Annotated in this window: 16 protein-coding genes; all 16 read left to right on the top strand. The window is 57.2% G+C overall.

Annotation, left to right across the window (positions count from 1 at the left end; all coding sequences use genetic code 11):
* The first annotated feature begins 1 nt into the window (after window position 1).
* The 16 genes from WJU16_RS02370 to WJU16_RS02295 all read left to right on the top strand — a co-directional run bounded on the left by WJU16_RS02370 (window position 2) and on the right by WJU16_RS02295 (window position 16,902).
* On the top strand, window positions 2-442 hold the full coding sequence (locus WJU16_RS02370) for a CBS domain-containing protein (RefSeq protein WP_341836724.1): 441 nt from the start codon (window positions 2-4) through the stop codon (window positions 440-442).
* 175 nt (window positions 443-617) lie between these two features.
* The gene (locus WJU16_RS02365) at window positions 618-1,061 is read left to right on the top strand and encodes an NADH-quinone oxidoreductase subunit A (RefSeq protein WP_341836723.1); all 444 of its coding nucleotides are present in this window, start codon (window positions 618-620) and stop codon (window positions 1,059-1,061) included.
* Window positions 1,042-1,680, top strand: a complete 639-nt coding sequence (locus tag WJU16_RS02360; protein ID WP_341836722.1) for an NADH-quinone oxidoreductase subunit B family protein — start codon at window positions 1,042-1,044, stop codon at window positions 1,678-1,680. The genes WJU16_RS02365 and WJU16_RS02360 overlap by 20 nt, the downstream gene beginning before the upstream one ends.
* Window positions 1,681-1,716: 36 nt before the next feature.
* Window positions 1,717-2,502: an MBL fold metallo-hydrolase gene (locus tag WJU16_RS02355; RefSeq protein WP_341836721.1), complete on the top strand. Its 786-nt coding sequence runs from the start codon at window positions 1,717-1,719 to the stop codon at window positions 2,500-2,502.
* Window positions 2,503-2,607: 105 nt separating this feature from the next.
* The gene (gene nuoC, locus WJU16_RS02350; RefSeq protein WP_341836720.1) at window positions 2,608-4,347 is read left to right on the top strand and encodes an NADH-quinone oxidoreductase subunit C/D; all 1,740 of its coding nucleotides are present in this window, start codon (window positions 2,608-2,610) and stop codon (window positions 4,345-4,347) included.
* 10 nt (window positions 4,348-4,357) lie between these two features.
* Window positions 4,358-4,822, top strand: a complete 465-nt coding sequence (gene nuoE, locus WJU16_RS02345; RefSeq protein WP_341836719.1) for an NADH-quinone oxidoreductase subunit NuoE — start codon at window positions 4,358-4,360, stop codon at window positions 4,820-4,822.
* Between the two features lies 1 nt (window position 4,823).
* Window positions 4,824-6,140 (top strand): NADH-quinone oxidoreductase subunit NuoF, encoded by a 1,317-nt coding sequence (nuoF, locus tag WJU16_RS02340; protein ID WP_341836718.1) that lies wholly within the window; start codon window positions 4,824-4,826, stop codon window positions 6,138-6,140.
* Window positions 6,137-8,842, top strand: coding sequence for an NADH-quinone oxidoreductase subunit NuoG (nuoG, locus tag WJU16_RS02335; protein ID WP_341836717.1), 2,706 nt, complete (start codon window positions 6,137-6,139; stop codon window positions 8,840-8,842). The genes nuoF and nuoG overlap by 4 nt, the downstream gene beginning before the upstream one ends.
* 21 nt (window positions 8,843-8,863) lie before the next feature.
* Entirely contained in the window at window positions 8,864-9,817 is a 954-nt protein-coding gene (gene nuoH, locus WJU16_RS02330; protein WP_341836716.1) for an NADH-quinone oxidoreductase subunit NuoH, read from the top strand.
* 6 nt (window positions 9,818-9,823) lie between these two features.
* Window positions 9,824-10,339, top strand: a complete 516-nt coding sequence (gene nuoI, locus WJU16_RS02325) for an NADH-quinone oxidoreductase subunit NuoI (RefSeq protein WP_341836715.1) — start codon at window positions 9,824-9,826, stop codon at window positions 10,337-10,339.
* A 12-nt stretch (window positions 10,340-10,351) separates the two neighbouring features.
* Window positions 10,352-10,879, top strand: a complete 528-nt coding sequence (gene nuoJ, locus WJU16_RS02320; RefSeq protein ID WP_341836714.1) for an NADH-quinone oxidoreductase subunit J — start codon at window positions 10,352-10,354, stop codon at window positions 10,877-10,879.
* Window positions 10,876-11,181, top strand: coding sequence for an NADH-quinone oxidoreductase subunit NuoK (nuoK, locus tag WJU16_RS02315; protein WP_298711246.1), 306 nt, complete (start codon window positions 10,876-10,878; stop codon window positions 11,179-11,181). Before nuoJ ends, nuoK begins: the two co-directional genes overlap by 4 nt.
* A 31-nt stretch (window positions 11,182-11,212) precedes the next feature.
* The gene (gene nuoL, locus WJU16_RS02310) at window positions 11,213-13,072 is read left to right on the top strand and encodes an NADH-quinone oxidoreductase subunit L (protein ID WP_341836713.1); all 1,860 of its coding nucleotides are present in this window, start codon (window positions 11,213-11,215) and stop codon (window positions 13,070-13,072) included.
* A gap of 19 nt (window positions 13,073-13,091) precedes the next feature.
* Entirely contained in the window at window positions 13,092-14,570 is a 1,479-nt protein-coding gene (locus WJU16_RS02305) for an NADH-quinone oxidoreductase subunit M (protein WP_341836712.1), read from the top strand.
* Window positions 14,571-14,578: 8 nt separating this feature from the next.
* Entirely contained in the window at window positions 14,579-16,009 is a 1,431-nt protein-coding gene (locus tag WJU16_RS02300) for an NADH-quinone oxidoreductase subunit N (protein WP_341836711.1), read from the top strand.
* Window positions 16,010-16,197: 188 nt separating this feature from the next.
* Window positions 16,198-16,902 carry a ferritin-like domain-containing protein gene (locus WJU16_RS02295; protein ID WP_341836710.1) on the top strand — a complete coding sequence of 235 codons (705 nt, stop codon included), beginning with the start codon at window positions 16,198-16,200 and terminating at the stop codon, window positions 16,900-16,902.
* Window positions 16,903-16,916 lie beyond the last annotated feature (14 nt).

Raw genomic sequence — 16,916 nt, 5'->3', positions numbered from 1 at the left:
CATGGGGAGAGTCAGAGACATCTTGGTGGGCAAAGGTCACGCAGTTTACTCCGTACATCCGGACAGCACCGTTTATGAAGCCCTTAAAGTATTGGTGGACCGGAATGTTGGCGCCCTCACCGTAGTCGACAATGAACATTTTATGGGCATTTTTTCCGAGCGCGATTATGCGCGCCGGGTGATTTTGAAGGGCCGCGCCTCCAAGGAGACGACGATCCGCGAGATCATGACCGAGCATCCGATCACCGTCAACGAAGACGAAACGATCGAGAACTGCATGTGCAAGATGACCGATAAAAGAATCCGGCATTTGCCGGTGGTGGATGCCGGCGGAAGGCTGATCGGCATTGTCTCCATCGGGGATGTAGTGAAATATATCATGGACGAACAGAAACACATCATTGAAAACCTGGAGTGCTATATTACCGGCACGCATCATTAAGGACTAGTTACGACATTTATCAGGCTGCCACATCCCCGGCGTTGTTTATTGTTTTATGGCCTGCATCTGACGGATGCGAGGAGATGGATTTCAATTGGCGACAATAAAACAACAACAGGATTCCCTCCATCGACCCATCCGGATAACCCGCAGATGAACCCGTAAAACAACTGTTATGCAACCGACCTGGCCGTTCCTTGTATTTGGCGCCATTGTACTCGTGTTGGTACTGGCGATCCTGGGTCTGTCCTACCTGCTGGGCCAGCGCCATAAAGACCGCTCTACGGGCGAAGCTTATGAGGCCGGTATTCTTTCCACCGGCTCCGCGCGCCTGCGCTTCCCGTCCCAATTTTACCTTGTAGCCATGTTGTTTGTGATCTTCGACATCGAGACCGTTTTCGTGATCTCCTGGGCCATTGCGTTCGGAGAACTCGGTTGGGCGGGGTTCATCGGCGTGTCGGTATTTATCGCCATTCTACTGGCCGTATTGGTCTATGAATGGCGCAATGGCGCGCTGGACTTCGGGCCCGACGGCAAGAAGATCCTGAAGGCGTTCCGGAAGATGAAACAATCTTCTCTTCAACCCAAAAGCGAAACGCATGAAGTGGTGGTTAACTGAACCGAAAGAAGCTGCCCCGGGCAGCAACGGGAATTACTCCATGGAAGCGTCCGTCGGGCAAAGCGTGATGCTCACTTCCGTTGAGCGCCTCGTTGCATGGGGCCGCAAAAACAGCATGTGGCCATTCCATTTCGGGTTGTCGTGCTGCTTCGTGGAAATGGCCACGGGCATGACGCCCAAGTACGACCTGGCGCGCTTCGGCGCCGAAGTGATCCGCGGCACTCCCCGTGAAGCGGATGTCATGATCATCGCCGGGACGGTGTTCATCAAGATGGCGCCCATCATCCAACGGCTGTACGAACAAATGATGGAGCCGCGCTGGGTAATTTCCATGGGCAGCTGCGCAAATTCCGGCGGGATGTATGATATTTACAGCGTCGTGCAGGGCGTGGATAAATTCCTGCCGGTAGATGTTTACGTTCCCGGATGCCCGCCGCGCCCCGATGCCTTCATGCACGGCCTGTTGCTGCTGCAGGAATCAGTCGGGAAAGAGCTGCGGCCCCTCAGCTGGACCATCGGGGACCAGGGCGTGATCAGGCCCGAGAAAGAATCGATGAAAGACCGCTTCCGCGGGAAGCGACAAAATATGACCGAATTCAAGACGCCGGACGAGATCTGAAAGGGATGATCGCCGCAACTGTTAAATCAATCATGCATGAGTATCCGAAGGATCACCGAGAATGTCTATGAACTCAATCTGGGTAAGTCGAACGCTTTTCTGATCGACGATGAAAAGTTGACGCTCATAGACACGGGAGAGCCCGACCGCAGCGGCCAGATTCTGGAGCTGCTCGCATCCATTGGCCGGGAGCCGGATGACTTGAAACACATCCTGCTCACCCATAGCCACCCGGACCATTCCGGCAGCGCCGCCGACCTGAAAGCGATCACCGGGGCCAAAGTGTACATGCATGCGGCCGAGAAGAAGTGGGTGGAAGCCGGATTCGTGCCCAAGCCCGACCATCCGTATTTCACCGGGGTGGTTAACCGGCTCATCTACCAGATGTTCATCGCCAAAGCGCCGGGATCGATCACGCCCTGCGCGGTTGACCAGCTGGTGAGCGACGGCGACTGGCTCCCCATCGCGGGAGGCATCCAGGCGGTGCACGTACCGGGCCATAGCGAAGGGCAACTCGCCTTTTTCTTCCCGGGCGCCAAGAACGTCCTCTTCGCGGCCGACGCCTGCGATAATCTCTTCGGACTGGGTTATTCGACCTTTTACGAAGATTATGAAACCGGCAGGCATAGCCTGGAGAAGCTCGCCACTTTCGACTTCGACGTGGCCTGTTTCGGGCACGGCAGGAGCATCTTGAGAGGGGCGGGCGCGAAGTTCTGCAGGAAGTTCATCGGCCATCACCACCACCATCACCCGGTTCGCGCGCAAAAAGCGCAGGGAACCGGAGAAGCGGTGCGGATGCGGGAGCGGGAAGAGAAAATCTGAACTGATACAAAACCCGATATAGCGACAAACAGCTCATTCTAAGCAAGGGTAAAACAGACTGGAAAAGTCTAGCAGCCAGGCGCATCGATACACAAAACTGTCATCATGCCTGAAAGCATCTTTTCTGCCCTCTGCTCCCGGTTCGGAGAGCAGATGTTCCACGAGCAGCTCACCCGGGATGAGACGCCCACCATCTGGACGCCACAAGGGAAGATCGTTCCTGTACTGGAGTATCTCCGCAGTGAAGCGGAACAACCTTACCGCATGCTTTATGACCTTACGGCCATCGATGAGCGTGCGGGTAAAGTCAAGTACAACGGCACCAGCGAGTTTACCCTTGTCTATCATCTCTTTTCCTTCGAACGCAATGCATTTATCCGGCTGAAAGTAGCCCTCCGTGGCGAATTTCCCGTCACACCCAGCGTTACGCACATCTGGCCTTCCGCCAACTGGTATGAAAGGGAAGTGTACGACATGTTCGGCATTCGTTTCGAAGGGCATCCCCTGCTTCGCCGCATCTTAATGCCAACCACCTGGGAGGGGCACCCGCTCCGTAAGGAGCATCCGGCCAGGGCCACCGAAATGGGGCCGTTCCGATTGTTTCCGGAAAAAGAAGACAGGGAGCAGGAGGCCCTGCGGTTCAATCCGGAAGAATGGGGCCTGCCGCGGCAAAGCGACGACTCCGACTATATGTTCCTCAACATCGGCCCCCAGCACCCCGGCACCCACGGCGTGCTCCGCATCATCCTCCAGCTCGACGGCGAAGATATCGTTGACGCCGTGCCCGACATCGGCTTCCACCACCGCGGCGCCGAGAAAATGGGCGAACGCCAGAGCTGGCACACATACATCCCGTATACCGACCGCATCGATTATCTCGGCGGCGTCAACAACAATCTCGCCTATCTTCTTTCCGTGGAGAAACTTGCCGGCATCCACATCCCACAGCGGGCGGAGGTGATTCGCGTTATGCTCTGTGAATTGTTCCGCATCGCCAGTCACCTCGTTTGGTACGGCACCTTCGCGCAGGACGTGGGGCAGCTGTCGCCCGTGTTTTACATGTTCACCGACCGCGAAAAGATATTCAACATCATAGAAGCCGTTTGCGGCGGCCGCATGCACCCCAACTGGTTCCGCATCGGCGGCGTGGCGCAGGACCTGCCGCAGGGCTGGGACAAGCTCGTGCGTGAATTCGTGGACTATTTCCCGAAGAAGCTGAAGGAATACGACAAGATGGTAATGCGCAACGCGATCTTCAAAGCGCGCACCGTAGGCATCGGCGTGTTCTCGCTCGAAGAAGCCATCGACTGGGGCGCCACCGGGCCCAACCTCCGCGCCTGCGGACTGGAATGGGATATGCGCAAGAAGCGCCCCTACAGCGGCTATGAGAACTATGAGTTCGATATCCCAACGGCGCAGAACGGCGACTGCTACGACCGGGCGGTGGTGCGGGTTCAGGAGATGTGGGAGAGCCTCCGCATCATCGAGCAATGTCTGCACAACATGCCCGAAGGCCCGTACAAATCCGATCATCCGCTGGCGACCCCGCCGGTGAAGCAATACACGATGCAGGACATCGAAACCCTCATCCATCACTTCCTTCACGTGTCCTGGGGCCCTGTGATCCCGAACGGCGAAGCCATGATCGTCACCGAAGCCACCAAAGGATGGAACAGCTACTATCTCACCAGCGACGGTAACACCGCGCCCTACCGGGTGCGGGTGCGCACACCCTCGTTCGCGCATATGCAAATGATCCCGTACATCAGCCGCGGGTATACGGTGGCCGACCTTTTATCCATCCTCGGCGCCATGGATTACGTGCTGGCGGACATTGACCGGTAAAACCTTCGTTATGCTATCGATGACCGAAAAAGAAAAAATCGAAGAAGAGATCAGGCTGGTGCCGATCAAAAAAGCTGCCTGCATAGAGGCGCTAAAGATCGTCCAGGCGCACCGCAGATGGGTGTCCGACGAAAGTATCCGCGATGTCGCCGATATCCTGGATATGAGTCCCGAGGAGGTCGACAGTGTGGCCACGTTCTACAATCTCATCTTCCGCCAGCCCGTGGGCCGGCACATCATCCTGCTTTGCGACAGCATCAGTTGCTACGTGATGGGGCTGAAAGGGATTCATGAAGAACTGACGGGGCTGCTGGGTATTCAATACGGGCAAACTACGGCCGACGGGCGTTTCACGCTGTTGCCGAATCCCTGCCTGGGCACCTGCGACCATGCGCCGGCGCTGATGGTCGACAACGATCTGTACCGCGATCTGCATCCCGCCGCATTGGCGGACATACTCGATAAATATACCTGATATGGAACGTCCGCTCACACAACACATCACCTTTCCGCCACTGGAGCTTCGCCAGTACGAAGCCATCGGCGGCTACCAGGCCGTGCGCAAGGCGGTTCGCCATATGCAGCCCAAAGACGTGACGGCCCTCGTGAAGGAATCTAACATGAAAGGCCGCGGCGGCGCGGGATTCAGTACGGGCATGAAATGGAGTTTCGTGCCGATGGATGTTCCCGGGCCCAAATACCTCGTGGCCAACGCCGACGAAATGGAACCTGGCACTTTCAAAGACCGCTGGCTCCTGGAAGGCAATCCCCACCAGCTGCTGGAAGGTATGATCGTGGCGGCGTACGCCATCCAGGCCACCGAGGCGTTTGTGTTCCTGCGATGGGCGTATAAAGACGCGGCCATCGCGATCCGTAAGGCGATCGCGGAGGCATATGACGCGGGGTACCTGGGAAAAGATATCCTCGGCACCGGTTATTCGCTCGAAATGCATCTGCATACCGGTGTGGGAAGATATATGTGTGGAGAAGAAACGGCGCTGCTAAACTCGCTCGAAGGCAAACGCGCCACGCCGCGTGCCAAGCCCCCGTTCCCGCAGGTATCAGGATTGTTCGGCAAGCCCACCATCGTCAATAATGTGGAGACGCTTTCCTTCATCCCGCATATCATCAACAAAGGGGCCGACTGGTTCAAATCCCTCAGCCGCACGGCCGACGGCGGCACCAAGATCTACGGCGTTTCCGGCAGGGTGCGCAAACCCGGCGCCTGGGAACTTCCGATGGGTATTACGATGCGCGAACTGATAGAAGAATATGCCGGAGGGATGAAGGAAGGTTATGGTTTCAGGGGCGTATTGCCAGGTGGCGCATCCACCGATTTCCTCATCGACAAACACATGGATATTACGCTCGATTTCGCGGGTGTGGCCGCGGCGGGAAGCCGCCTGGGAACGGGCACTATGGTGGTGCTCGACGACCAGACCTGTCCCGTCGGGTTTGTGCATAACCTCGAACATTTCTTCGCGCAGGAGTCCTGCGGTTTCTGTACGCCCTGCCGCGAAGGCCTTCCCTGGACCGAGAAGCTGCTCTGGGCCATTGAGCAGGGCAGGGGACAGGAGGAAGACCTGGAGCTGCTGCTGCGCCATACAGAATGGCTCGGGCCGGGTAATACGTTCTGCGCGCTGGCGCCCGGAGCCATGGAACCACTGCAAAGCGCGCTCAAATATTTCCGCGATGATTTTGAAAGACACATCCGGGAGCACCGTTGCCCTTACCACGATCCGGTACCGGCCGTTCCCGCATCCGCTCACCTCCATCATACCCATCACTTATGACCATCTACATCGATAACAAACCATACGAGGTGAAGCCGGGCAGCAACCTGCTGGAAGCCGTGCTGCAGCTGGGCATGAACCTGCCTTATTTTTGCTGGCACCCGGCGCTGGGTTCCGTGGGCGCCTGCCGCCAGTGCGCCGTGAAAGTGTTTAAAGACGAAGACGATAAAACGGGAAGGATCGTGATGGGATGCATGGAACCCGTGAAAGACAACCTCCGTCTGTCTGTTGAAGACCCTGGCGCTAAAGCTTTCCGTGAACAGGTTATAGGCTGGCTGATGACGAACCACCCGCACGATTGCGCGGTGTGCGACGAAGGCGGCTCCTGCCATCTGCAGGATATGACCGTGATGACCGGCCACACTTACCGCCATTACCGTTTTTCCAAACGCACGTACGAAAACCAGGACCTGGGGCCTTTCCTCAATCACGAAATGAACCGCTGCATCCAATGTTACCGCTGCGTACGTTTCTATAAAGATTATGCCGGGGGGAAAGACCTGAACGTTTTCGCCGCGCATAACCACGTCTACTTCGGGCGTTGCGAAAACGGCACGCTGGAAAGCGAATTCAGCGGCAATCTCGCGGAAGTTTGCCCTACGGGCGTGTTTACCGACAAGACCCTCAAATCGCACTATACCCGCAAATGGGATATGACCTGGGCGCCGTCGGTGTGCCAGGGATGTTCGCTGGGCTGCAATATCAGCGCCGGCGAGCGTTATGGTTCGCTTCGCCAGATCGCCAATCGCTACAACGGCGAAGTGAACGGATATTTCCTCTGCGACCGCGGGCGTTATGGATATGAATTTGTCAACAGCGACCAGCGTATCCTTCAACCCGCCATCCGTCCGCATTCCAACGGCACGATCAACAAAGCGCACATCCTGGATCAGGTGGCGCAACGTTTGAAAAACGGGCGTACCATTGGTATCGGCTCGCCGCGGGCCAGTCTCGAATCCAATTTCGCGCTGAAGTTGTTGGTAGGGGAAGATAATTTCTTCCTCGGCGTGTCGGATTCGGATCATGACCATGCATCGCTGGCGTTGAAGATCCTTCGTGAAGGGCCCGTACGCACACCATCGCTGCAGGAAGCCGGGCAAGCGGATGCGGTTTTGATATTAGGAGAAGATCTCACCAATACCGCGCCTATGCTGGCGCTGGCGGTACGGCAGGCATTACGGCGGAAGCCGGAAGCCGATGCCATGGGGCAAATCCATCTTAGCGACTGGCAGGACGCCGCCGTGCGGGAAGCCGTACAGGACAAACACGGGCCGCTTTTTATTTTCCATACCGTGCCCACGAAACTCGATGAGCTGGCGGAAGACGTTCGCCGCGGCGCTCCCGAGCAGCTGGCGCGCCTGGGATTCGCGGTGGCCAAAGCGTTAGGAGCCGATATCGATCCCATTACCGGGTTGAGCGCCGAGGAAAATACATTGGCGGACAAGATTGCGGCAACGCTCATGGCAGCGGAGCGCCCGCTCATCGTCAGCGGTTACGGCAGCGGCTGCGATCATATGATGAAAGCGGCGGCCAATGTGGCCTGGGCGCTTCAGCAGAAAGGGCGTCAACCCAAGCTGAGCCTCACCCTGCCTGAAGTTAACAGCCTCGGCCTCGAAATGCTCGGCGGCCACCGGCTCGATACCGCCATCGACGTGCTGCGGCAAGGGGAGGCCGATACTGTGATCGTACTGGAAAACGACCTGTACCGCCGGGCCGACGCGCACCTGATCGACGAAATCTTCCTGCACGCGCAGGATGTCATCCTGATCGACCATTTATACAACCGCACCGCCGAGAAAGCCACGGTGCTGCTGCCCGCGGGTACCTTCGCCGAAGCCGACGGCACCGTCGTCAACAACGAAGGCCGCGCGCAGCGTTTCTACCAGGTGTTTGTTCCCAAAGGCGAAGTGCAGGAAAGCTGGCGATGGTGTCTGCAGATCGCGGAAGGCTCGGAAGTACGCGCGCTCCACGGCCTGCATAACCTAGACGATATCGACTGGGCTATCACCACCGGCATGCCCGCGCTGGCGCAGCTGCAGCACCTGGCGCCCCATGCGGATTTCCGGATCAACGGGCAGCGCATCCCCCGTGAACCGCACCGTTACAGCGGGAGGACGGCCATGCTGGCCAACGAAAACGTGAGCGAACCGAAGCCCGCGGAAGATTTGGATACGCCGCTTTCCTTTACCATGGAGGGCTACAGGGGAGAACCGCCTTCGCCGCTCATTCCGTTCTTCTGGTCGCCGGGCTGGAATTCCGTGCAATCCGTGAACAAATACCAGCAGGAAATAGGCGGGCACCTGCACGGCGGGGACCCCGGCATCCGCCTGCTGGAGCCGCACCTGAACGGCGGCCCGAAGTATTTCCACGAAGTGCCAGATACGTTCGTGCCGGTGCCGGGGCATGTGCATATCATGCCGTTGTACCACATTTTCGGGTCGGAAGAACTGAGTATGTACACACACGGCATCGCAAAGAACGCGGCGGATTATTGTTGCCTCTATCTCAACCCGGATGATCTCGCGCGCTGGAACATCGCACCCGGCAACTGGGTAACAGTGGAGATGGATCATCATACCTGCCGTCTGGTGGCAACGCCCAATCACTGGATGCCGCACGGCCTGGCGGGCGTTACCGCCGGGATGCCGCATTCGCCGGTAGTGGATTTGCCGGTGCTGGCGAAGATGCGGGTAAACGATTAAAGGAAAATTAAAGACATCGATATGGAAGCTCATTACTGGTGGATCGTCGGTGGCGTACTGTTTGTACTGCTCAATACGGCCGCCGGCCTGATCTGGCTCGAAAGGCGGATGCTCGCCCTCTGGCAGGACAGGTACGGCCCCAACCGCGCAGGGCCTTTCGGCATCCTGATTGTGCTGGCCGATACGCTGAAGCTGTTCTTTAAAGAGGACTGGATACCGCCGTTTGCGGACAAAGTGGTATTCGTGTTCGCGCCGGCGGTGGTGGTGGCGAGTGTGCTCATGGCATTTGCCGTGGTGCCGTTTGGGCCGGGGATCGTGGTGGCGGATATGAACATCGGCATCCTCTTTTTCCTCGCCATGACTTCGCTGGGTGTGTACAGCATTGTGCTGGGGGGATGGGCGTCCAACAACAAATACGCCTTGCTGGGCGCCATGCGCGGGGCTTCGCAGATGATCAGCTATGAAGTGTTTATGGGCCTGACGCTGATGGGTACGGTGATCCTCAGCGGCACATTCAACCTCGGCGAGATCGTGGAGGCGCAAAAGGGAATGTGGTACATCTTCCCGCAGCTGCTGGGGTTCGTCATCTTTTTCATTGCCGGTATCGCCGAAACGCACCGCCTGCCATTCGATATCCCGGAAGCGGAAAGCGAACTGGTAGCGGGATTTCACTCGGAATATTCGGGGATGAAATTCGGGATGTTCTTCATCGGGGAATATCTCGGCATCACCCTCATTTCGTCCATGATCGTGACGCTGTATTTCGGGGGATGGCTGGGACCGGCCTTTCTGCCCGGCGTTATCTGGTTTGTCATCAAAACGTTCGTGTTCATCATGGTTTTTATCCTGTTGCGTGCTTCCATGCCGCGACCGCGGTACGACCAGCTGATGGAATACGGATGGAAGGTATTGTTCCCGCTGTCGTTGCTCAATCTGCTGGGCACTGCGGCCATCAAATTAATCATCGATAAATGATCGGTTATGTTCAGTTTACTCCGCAGCATGTGGCTGGTGTTCCTGCACATGTTCCACAAACGCGAAACTTACCAGTACCCTGAAGAAAAGGCGCCTCTTCCCGCCCGCTGGCGCGGTCGCATCGCGCTCACCCGCGACCCCGACGGCGGTGAGCGCTGCGTGGGATGCTATCTCTGCGCTGCAGCCTGCCCGGTCGATTGCATCGCGCTGCAGGCGGCCGAAGCGCCCGACGGAAGGCGGTATCCCGGATTCTTCCGCATCAATTTTTCCCGCTGCATCTTCTGCGGGTTCTGCGAAGAGGCTTGTCCTACCTACGCCATCCAGCTGTTGCCCGATTTCGAAATGGCGGAGTACGACCGGCAGAACCTGGTGTATGAGAAAGAGGACCTGCTGATCAACAGCCAGGGAAAATATCCCGGTTACAATTATTACCGCGTGGCGGGCATGGCCATTTCCGGGAAGGAGAAAGGCGAAGCGCAACGCGAAGAGCCACCGGTGGATGTGCGCAGTCTTTTACCATAAAAACTACCCGTTATGGGCATCGCTTTCTATATCGCGGCCGCTGTGGCCGTATTGTCAACCATCATGGTGATCACCCGGTTCAACATCATGCATGCGCTGTTGTATTTCATCGTGTCGCTGCTGAGTGTGGCGGTGGTGTTTTACCTGTATGGCGCGCCGTTTATGGCGGCGCTGGAGCTGATTATTTACGCGGGCGCCATCATGGTGCTGATTATTTTCTTCGTGATGATGCTCAACCTCGGCAGTCAGACCGCGGGGGATGAGCGCTGCTGGATGACGCCAGGCGTGTGGATCGGGCCTTCGGTGCTGTGCCTCGTTTTGCTGGGCGAACTGGTGTACCTCATGTTGCAACCGGGGGATCTGAGTGGTGAGGTGCGAGTGGTGGATCCGAAGGAAGTCGGCAAAAGCCTGTTCGGTCCTTACATCCTGGCTGTTGAACTGGCAGGAATGCTGCTGATGGCGGGGATCGTGGGAGCTTATCATCTTGGCCGCCAGAAGAAGAAAATCGTTCACCGTTTTTTACAAAATGACGCATCATGATATCCGCAACAACGGCAGGGCTGGTCCTTGCAGGGGTTTTATTCACGCTGGGCCTCATCAGCATGCTGATCCGCCGCAACATCATCTTCATGCTGGTGTCGGTCGAGATCATGCTCAATGCGGCGGGGCTCGCTTTCATCGTGGCGGCGAGCAAATGGGGGCAGCCGGAAGGGCAGGTGATGTTCATGTTCATCCTGGCCATGGCCGCAGCGGAAGTTTCGGTAGGCCTGGCGCTTATCCTGCAATTGTACCACCAGCTCAAAACGCTCGACAGCGACGAAGCCAGCCGGATGCGGGGCTGAGATCCGCAACAGAACCGTAAAACATTGTATTATGGAATGGATGTATCTCGTTCCAGCGCTCCCTTTCCTGGGCGCCCTCATCCTGATCCTTTTCTCCGCAAAAATCGGGAGGGCGGGCGTGATCGCCGTGGGGTGCGGCAGCATGGGCCTGGCGGCGCTGATCACGCTTGTGGCGGGCTGGCAGTTCCTGCAGTCGGGCTTCCCTGCCTATGACCAGCACTTATGGGAATGGGTGCGCGTAGGGGATTTCAGCATCGGCATGAACCTCCGGCTCGATGCGCTTTCACTGGCATTCACGTTCGTCATCACTTTCGTGGGATGGCTCATTCATATTTATTCCACCGGCTATATGGCGGAGGACCCCGATTTCGCAAGATTCTTCGCGTGCATGAACCTCTTCGTGGGCGCTATGCTCATGCTGGTATTGGCCGATAATCTGCTCCTGATGTACCTGGGATGGGAGGGGGTAGGGCTTTGCAGTTACCTGCTCATCGGCTTCTGGTATAAAGACCCGGCCAACGGTGCCGCGGCGCGCAAGGCCTTCATCGTGACCCGCGTGGGTGATACGGCGATGGCCATTGCGCTTTTCCTGCTGGTGCAGCATACGGGCAGCCTGCAATTGTCGGTGGTGCTGGAGCGCGCGCAAACGCTCTGGGCCATGGGCGATCCCACGGTGGTGTGGATCGCGTTTCTCCTGTTGGGCGGCGCGGTCGGCAAATCGGCCCAGCTGCCCCTACAGACCTGGCTCCCCGATGCCATGGCGGGCCCCACGCCGGTGAGCGCCCTCATCCACGCGGCCACGATGGTCACCGCCGGTGTTTATCTCATCGCGAGAACGAACATCATTTTCTCCCTGGCACCCGCTGCACAATCCGCAGTGGCCATCGTGGGCGCGGTTACCTTGCTGCTGGCGGGCTTCAGCGCCTGGGTGCAAACGGATATCAAACGCGTACTTGCCTATTCGACCATCAGCCAGATCGGGTATATGTTCCTCGCGCTGGGCGTGGGCGCATGGTCCGCCGGGATCTTCCACTTCATCACCCACGCATTTTTCAAAGCTTTATTATTCCTGTGCGCCGGGGCGGTAATCCATGCGCTGCACCACGAGCAGGACATGTACAAAATGGGTGGCCTCCGCAAATCCCTGCCGGGCGTGTTCCTCGTGTTCCTCATCGGTTCACTGTCGCTGGCGGCCATTCCTTTCATCTCATCCGGCTGGTACAGCAAAGACCAGATCATCTGGCTGGCGGGCACCACCGCGCAAGGCAGCACCTGGTACGCCTGGGCTGCCGTGCTGGGGGCGTTCGTTACCGCCGCTTATACGGTGCGCATGATGCTGCTGGTGTTTTTCGGGCAGGAGAAGACGCACGTCCACCACAAACCCGGTCCTGAAATGATGATACCCCTGTACGTGCTGGCAATTTGCAGCACGCTCGCCGGTTTCCTGGAGCTGCCGCACACCCTGGGGCACTTCACCTGGCTGAGCGATTTCCTGTCGCCCGTATTGCCCGCGGCGGAAGTGCCGCATGCCAGCATCGCGGCGGAATGGGGATTGCAGGGCATCACGGCGGGGCTCGCGGCGCTGGCGATATATCTTACCTGGCGGTTGCTGAATGCGCCCTTCCCGAGAGAAGCGCGCGAATTCCTGAAAAGCGGGTGGGGATTCGACGCGGCGTACGACTTGCTGTTGGTGCAACCCTTCGTGCGCATCGCCCGGCTCAACCGTAAGGATTTTATCGATAATGTATACACGGGACTTGCCGTCATGACGCGCGGCTTCCACCGGATGATGTCCGCCACGCAAAGCGGCATCCTCAGATGGTATGTGCTGGGCGTGGTGATGGGCGCCGTTTTGATATTGTCCGTCATCATCTGGCGGCATTCCATGTAACCTAAAAAAACGATTCGGCATGATACTGCTGACATTCATTCTTTTGCCGCTGATAGGAGCCTTCCTGGCCTGGGCTTCCGCCGCCGTGCATTCCACGCTTCCGCGATGGATCGCGCTCGGCGTAATGCTGGCCGGACTGATACTCGCCGCCGGCGTCTGGATACAGCCGGAGCCGGCCTCGGTGGTAGGAGCAGACTGGCGGTACGTCTACCATCAACCCTGGATGCCGCGGTTCGGCGTGAGCCTTTCCCTGGCGATGGATGGCCTCGGACTGCTCATGATCGTGCTTACTTTCTTCCTCGGGTCGCTGGCGGTGCTGGTGTCGTGGGAGGAAATCCGCGACCGGACGGGCTTCTACTATTTCAACCTGCTCTTTGTCCTCGGTGGTATCGCGGGAGTATTCCTGGTGATGGACCTGTTTCTTTTTTACTTCTTCTGGGAAGTAATGCTCATTCCCATGTATTTCCTCATCGGCATCTGGGGCCATGGCCGCAGGTTGTACGCTTCGCTGAAGTTTTTCCTCTTCACCCAGGCCGGCGGTTTGCTGATGCTGCTTTCCATTTTGGGATTGTATTTCGTGCATGGCGCTTCCACTGGCGTATATACCTTTTCATACGCCGAACTGTTGCAAACACCGATGGAACAAGGACTTGGCCGTTGGCTGATGCTGGGTTTCATGGCGGCGTTCCTCGTCAAGCTGCCCGCGTTTCCCTTCCACACTTGGTTACCTGACGCGCACACCGAAGCACCCACCGCGGGATCGGTGATACTGGCGGGATTGCTCCTGAAGACGGGCGCATACGGGATCCTGCGTTTCGTATTGCCCCTGTTCCCGGAAGCATGCCATTATTTTGCGGATGTGTTCATGCTAATGGGGGCGATCGGCATCCTGTATGGCGGACAGCTCGCATACGCGCAAACGGATTTCAAGCGGCTGGTGGCCTACACGAGCGTGAGCCACATGGGATTTGTGCTGGTGGGGGCTTTTGCGTTTAATGAACTGGCGTACCAGGGCGTAGTGATGCAGATGATCACGCATGGCATCAGCACGGGCGCGCTGTTCATGATCGCGGGCGTGCTGTATGAAAGGCTCCACACGCGGGAGCTGGAGAAGATGGGCGGGCTATGGGCGGCGTTGCCCGGATTAGGCACCATCACCATGGTATTCGTCATGGCATCTCTGGGTTTGCCCGGACTGGGGAACTTTATTGCCGAGTTCCTCATCCTGGCCGGCAGTTGGCAGGCCAATTCCTGGATTACGGTATTGGCGGCCATCGGACTGGTGGTGGCAACCGTGTATAGCCTGCGCATCATGCAGAAAGTATTTTTCGGGATATCGCTGCGCGAATTCAGGTTGAAGGATATGACCTTCCGCGAAGCCGCGATGCTGCTGCCGCTGGTGATCGCCATCATCTGGCTGGGACTGTTTCCCCAGCGCGTGATCGATACGGCCGCGAAAGCCGCGCCGGTGGTCGCATTTCAATACAAAGACAAATAATTGACTGTATGACCACGAATGATCTGATGGCCCTGCTGCCCGTCCTCATACTCGGAGGCGCCTCCGTGATCGCCATGCTGCTGGTGGCGGTGCGCCGCAATCACCGGGTGATGCATGCTTTCACGGTGACCGTTTTCATCGTGGCGTTGCTGGCGCTTTTTCGTGAACCTGGAACGATGCCGTATGTGATTGCGCCACTTTTTGTGGTGGACAAATTTGCGGATTTCAATACGGGGTTGATACTCGCGGCAGGATTGAGCGTGTTGCTGCTGTCGTTCAATTATTTTGAGCAACGGGAAGAGCGGAAGGAAGAATACTACATCTTGTTGCTGCTCGCCACGGTGGGAGGGTTGGTGTTGCTGATGAGCCGGCATTTCGTTTCGCTGTTTCTCGGGCTGGAAACGATGAGCATCAGCCTGTACGGGCTGATCGCGTATTTGCGCGCCCGCGAGCGGTCAGACGAAGCAGGGGTCAAATATCTCTTGCTCGCGGCGTTATCTTCCGCCTTCCTTTTATTCGGGATGGCATTGGTATATGCCGAAGCCGGCACGATGGATTTCGTGGGGATAGGGCAATACCTGGCGGGGATCTCCCAGGCGCCGATGACGGTGGTGGCGGGTTTCGGGTTGATGCTGATAGGCGTAGGTTTCAAATTGGGGATCGTGCCTTTTCATATGTGGGCGCCGGATATCTACGAGGGCGCCCCGCTGCCTGTGGCCGCCTATATCGCCACGGTTTCGAAAGGCAGCATGTTGGTATTGCTCATGCGGTTTTACCGGGATGTAAATGGATATGAATACACGATACTATGGTGGGTGCTCGCCATTATCGCCATGGCGAGCATGTTTGCCGGTAACTGGTTGGCGCTGATGCAGCGTAATGTGAAGCGCCTGCTCGCATATTCCTCCATTTCGCACATGGGATACATCCTCATCGCTTTTTTGGCGGGCATGGAAGCGGGGCAGGAGGCGGTGATGTTTTACCTGGTGGCTTACGTAATCACCAGCATTGGGGCTTTCGGCGTGCTGGCCATGCTCAGTGATGAAAAAGATGACGCGGAAATGCTGGAAGACTTCAGCGGCTTGTTCTGGCGGCAACCTTGGCTGGCGGCCATTTTCACCGCGATGTTATTGTCGCTCGCGGGGATTCCGCTGACCGCGGGTTTCATCGGCAAGTTTTACGTAGTGGCCGCCGGCGTGAATGCGGGGCTTTGGCTGCTGTTGGCTTTGCTGGTGGTGAATAGTGTGATCGGTTTGTTTTATTATATACGCCTGGTGGCGGTGATGTTCCAGCCGCAGGAGGGCGCGGTGGTGCGCAGGCGGCTCCCGTTTTTCGGTATGTTTGCGCTGTCGGCGTTGATGGCCCTTTTGTTATGGCTCGGCATCTACCCGTCTGCTCTCATCGCTGTGATTCGCGATATGATGCTGACGATGGGATGAGGTAACTGTTACATGTGATGCAAGCCCGCTTTTTGAGAAGCGGGCTTGTCTTTTTTAGCAACTGTTGTAAAAAAAACTTTTGTGTTATAAAAACCAATTGTAATTACGCCGCGTATATCTCCATGTACAACATCCAAATCCATTTACTGAGCAGTAACCTTTCTTAATTACCCATAAACAAAGATTCTATGGTTGAAAAACTAAATGTTCCAGAGGAACAGAAGGGCCATGCCATGTTATCAACGAAAGGCCAGCAGCGCCGGCGGTTTCTCTCGCTTTTCGCGGGAACCGCTGCTGCGGCCACGCTGATGCATGCCTGTTCCAACGACGATAACCCGATGCCCGACAACGGTATTAACCTCGGCAGCGGAGACATTGGCATCCTGAACTATGCTTATGCGCTCGAACAACTCGAGGCCGCATTCTACACCCGGGTTACGCAAACCTTCTTCAGTGGTGCCACTGCCATCGAGCAACAATTCCTCAACGACATCCGCGACCATGAAATCGCCCACCGCGAATTCTTCCGCAACGCCCTCGGGAACAAAGCCATTCCCTCACTGGAAGTGGATTTCAGCAAGATCGATTTCAACAGCAGGGCTAGTGTCCTTGGCACCGCTAAAGCCTTCGAGGATCTTGGTGTATCCGCTTACAACGGCGCGGGAAAACTCATCACCGAAGGCGCGTATTTACTACTCGCAGGCAAGATCGTGTCGGTGGAAGCGCGCCATGCCGCTATGATCCGCGATCTCATCAGCAACGGTTCCTTCGCCGACAACACAGCCGTGGACGCCAACGGGCTCGACCTCTCCCTCGATCCGCCCGAAGTGCTCAAAGTAGCCGCTGGCTTCCTCAAATCGAAGATCAACGCATCCAATCTTCCTACTTCCTGATCTAAAACCGGAAA

This window comes from Chitinophaga pollutisoli, from assembly GCF_038396755.1.
GTDB classification, from domain to species: Bacteria; Bacteroidota; Bacteroidia; order Chitinophagales; family Chitinophagaceae; genus Chitinophaga; species Chitinophaga pollutisoli.
The sequence above is the reverse complement of the archived record's forward strand: the minus strand, read 5'-3'. Positions and strand labels throughout refer to the sequence as shown.

Coding starts and splice junctions, on each gene's coding strand:
- WJU16_RS02370 (WP_341836724.1), top strand. CDS start 2: ATGGGGAGAGTCAGAGACATCTTGGTGGGCAAAGGTCACGCAGTTTAC.
- WJU16_RS02365 (WP_341836723.1), top strand. CDS start 618: ATGCAACCGACCTGGCCGTTCCTTGTATTTGGCGCCATTGTACTCGTG.
- WJU16_RS02360 (WP_341836722.1), top strand. CDS start 1,042: ATGAAGTGGTGGTTAACTGAACCGAAAGAAGCTGCCCCGGGCAGCAAC.
- WJU16_RS02355 (WP_341836721.1), top strand. CDS start 1,717: ATGAGTATCCGAAGGATCACCGAGAATGTCTATGAACTCAATCTGGGT.
- nuoC (WP_341836720.1), top strand. CDS start 2,608: ATGCCTGAAAGCATCTTTTCTGCCCTCTGCTCCCGGTTCGGAGAGCAG.
- nuoE (WP_341836719.1), top strand. CDS start 4,358: ATGCTATCGATGACCGAAAAAGAAAAAATCGAAGAAGAGATCAGGCTG.
- nuoF (WP_341836718.1), top strand. CDS start 4,824: ATGGAACGTCCGCTCACACAACACATCACCTTTCCGCCACTGGAGCTT.
- nuoG (WP_341836717.1), top strand. CDS start 6,137: ATGACCATCTACATCGATAACAAACCATACGAGGTGAAGCCGGGCAGC.
- nuoH (WP_341836716.1), top strand. CDS start 8,864: ATGGAAGCTCATTACTGGTGGATCGTCGGTGGCGTACTGTTTGTACTG.
- nuoI (WP_341836715.1), top strand. CDS start 9,824: ATGTTCAGTTTACTCCGCAGCATGTGGCTGGTGTTCCTGCACATGTTC.
- nuoJ (WP_341836714.1), top strand. CDS start 10,352: ATGGGCATCGCTTTCTATATCGCGGCCGCTGTGGCCGTATTGTCAACC.
- nuoK (WP_298711246.1), top strand. CDS start 10,876: ATGATATCCGCAACAACGGCAGGGCTGGTCCTTGCAGGGGTTTTATTC.
- nuoL (WP_341836713.1), top strand. CDS start 11,213: ATGGAATGGATGTATCTCGTTCCAGCGCTCCCTTTCCTGGGCGCCCTC.
- WJU16_RS02305 (WP_341836712.1), top strand. CDS start 13,092: ATGATACTGCTGACATTCATTCTTTTGCCGCTGATAGGAGCCTTCCTG.
- WJU16_RS02300 (WP_341836711.1), top strand. CDS start 14,579: ATGACCACGAATGATCTGATGGCCCTGCTGCCCGTCCTCATACTCGGA.
- WJU16_RS02295 (WP_341836710.1), top strand. CDS start 16,198: ATGGTTGAAAAACTAAATGTTCCAGAGGAACAGAAGGGCCATGCCATG.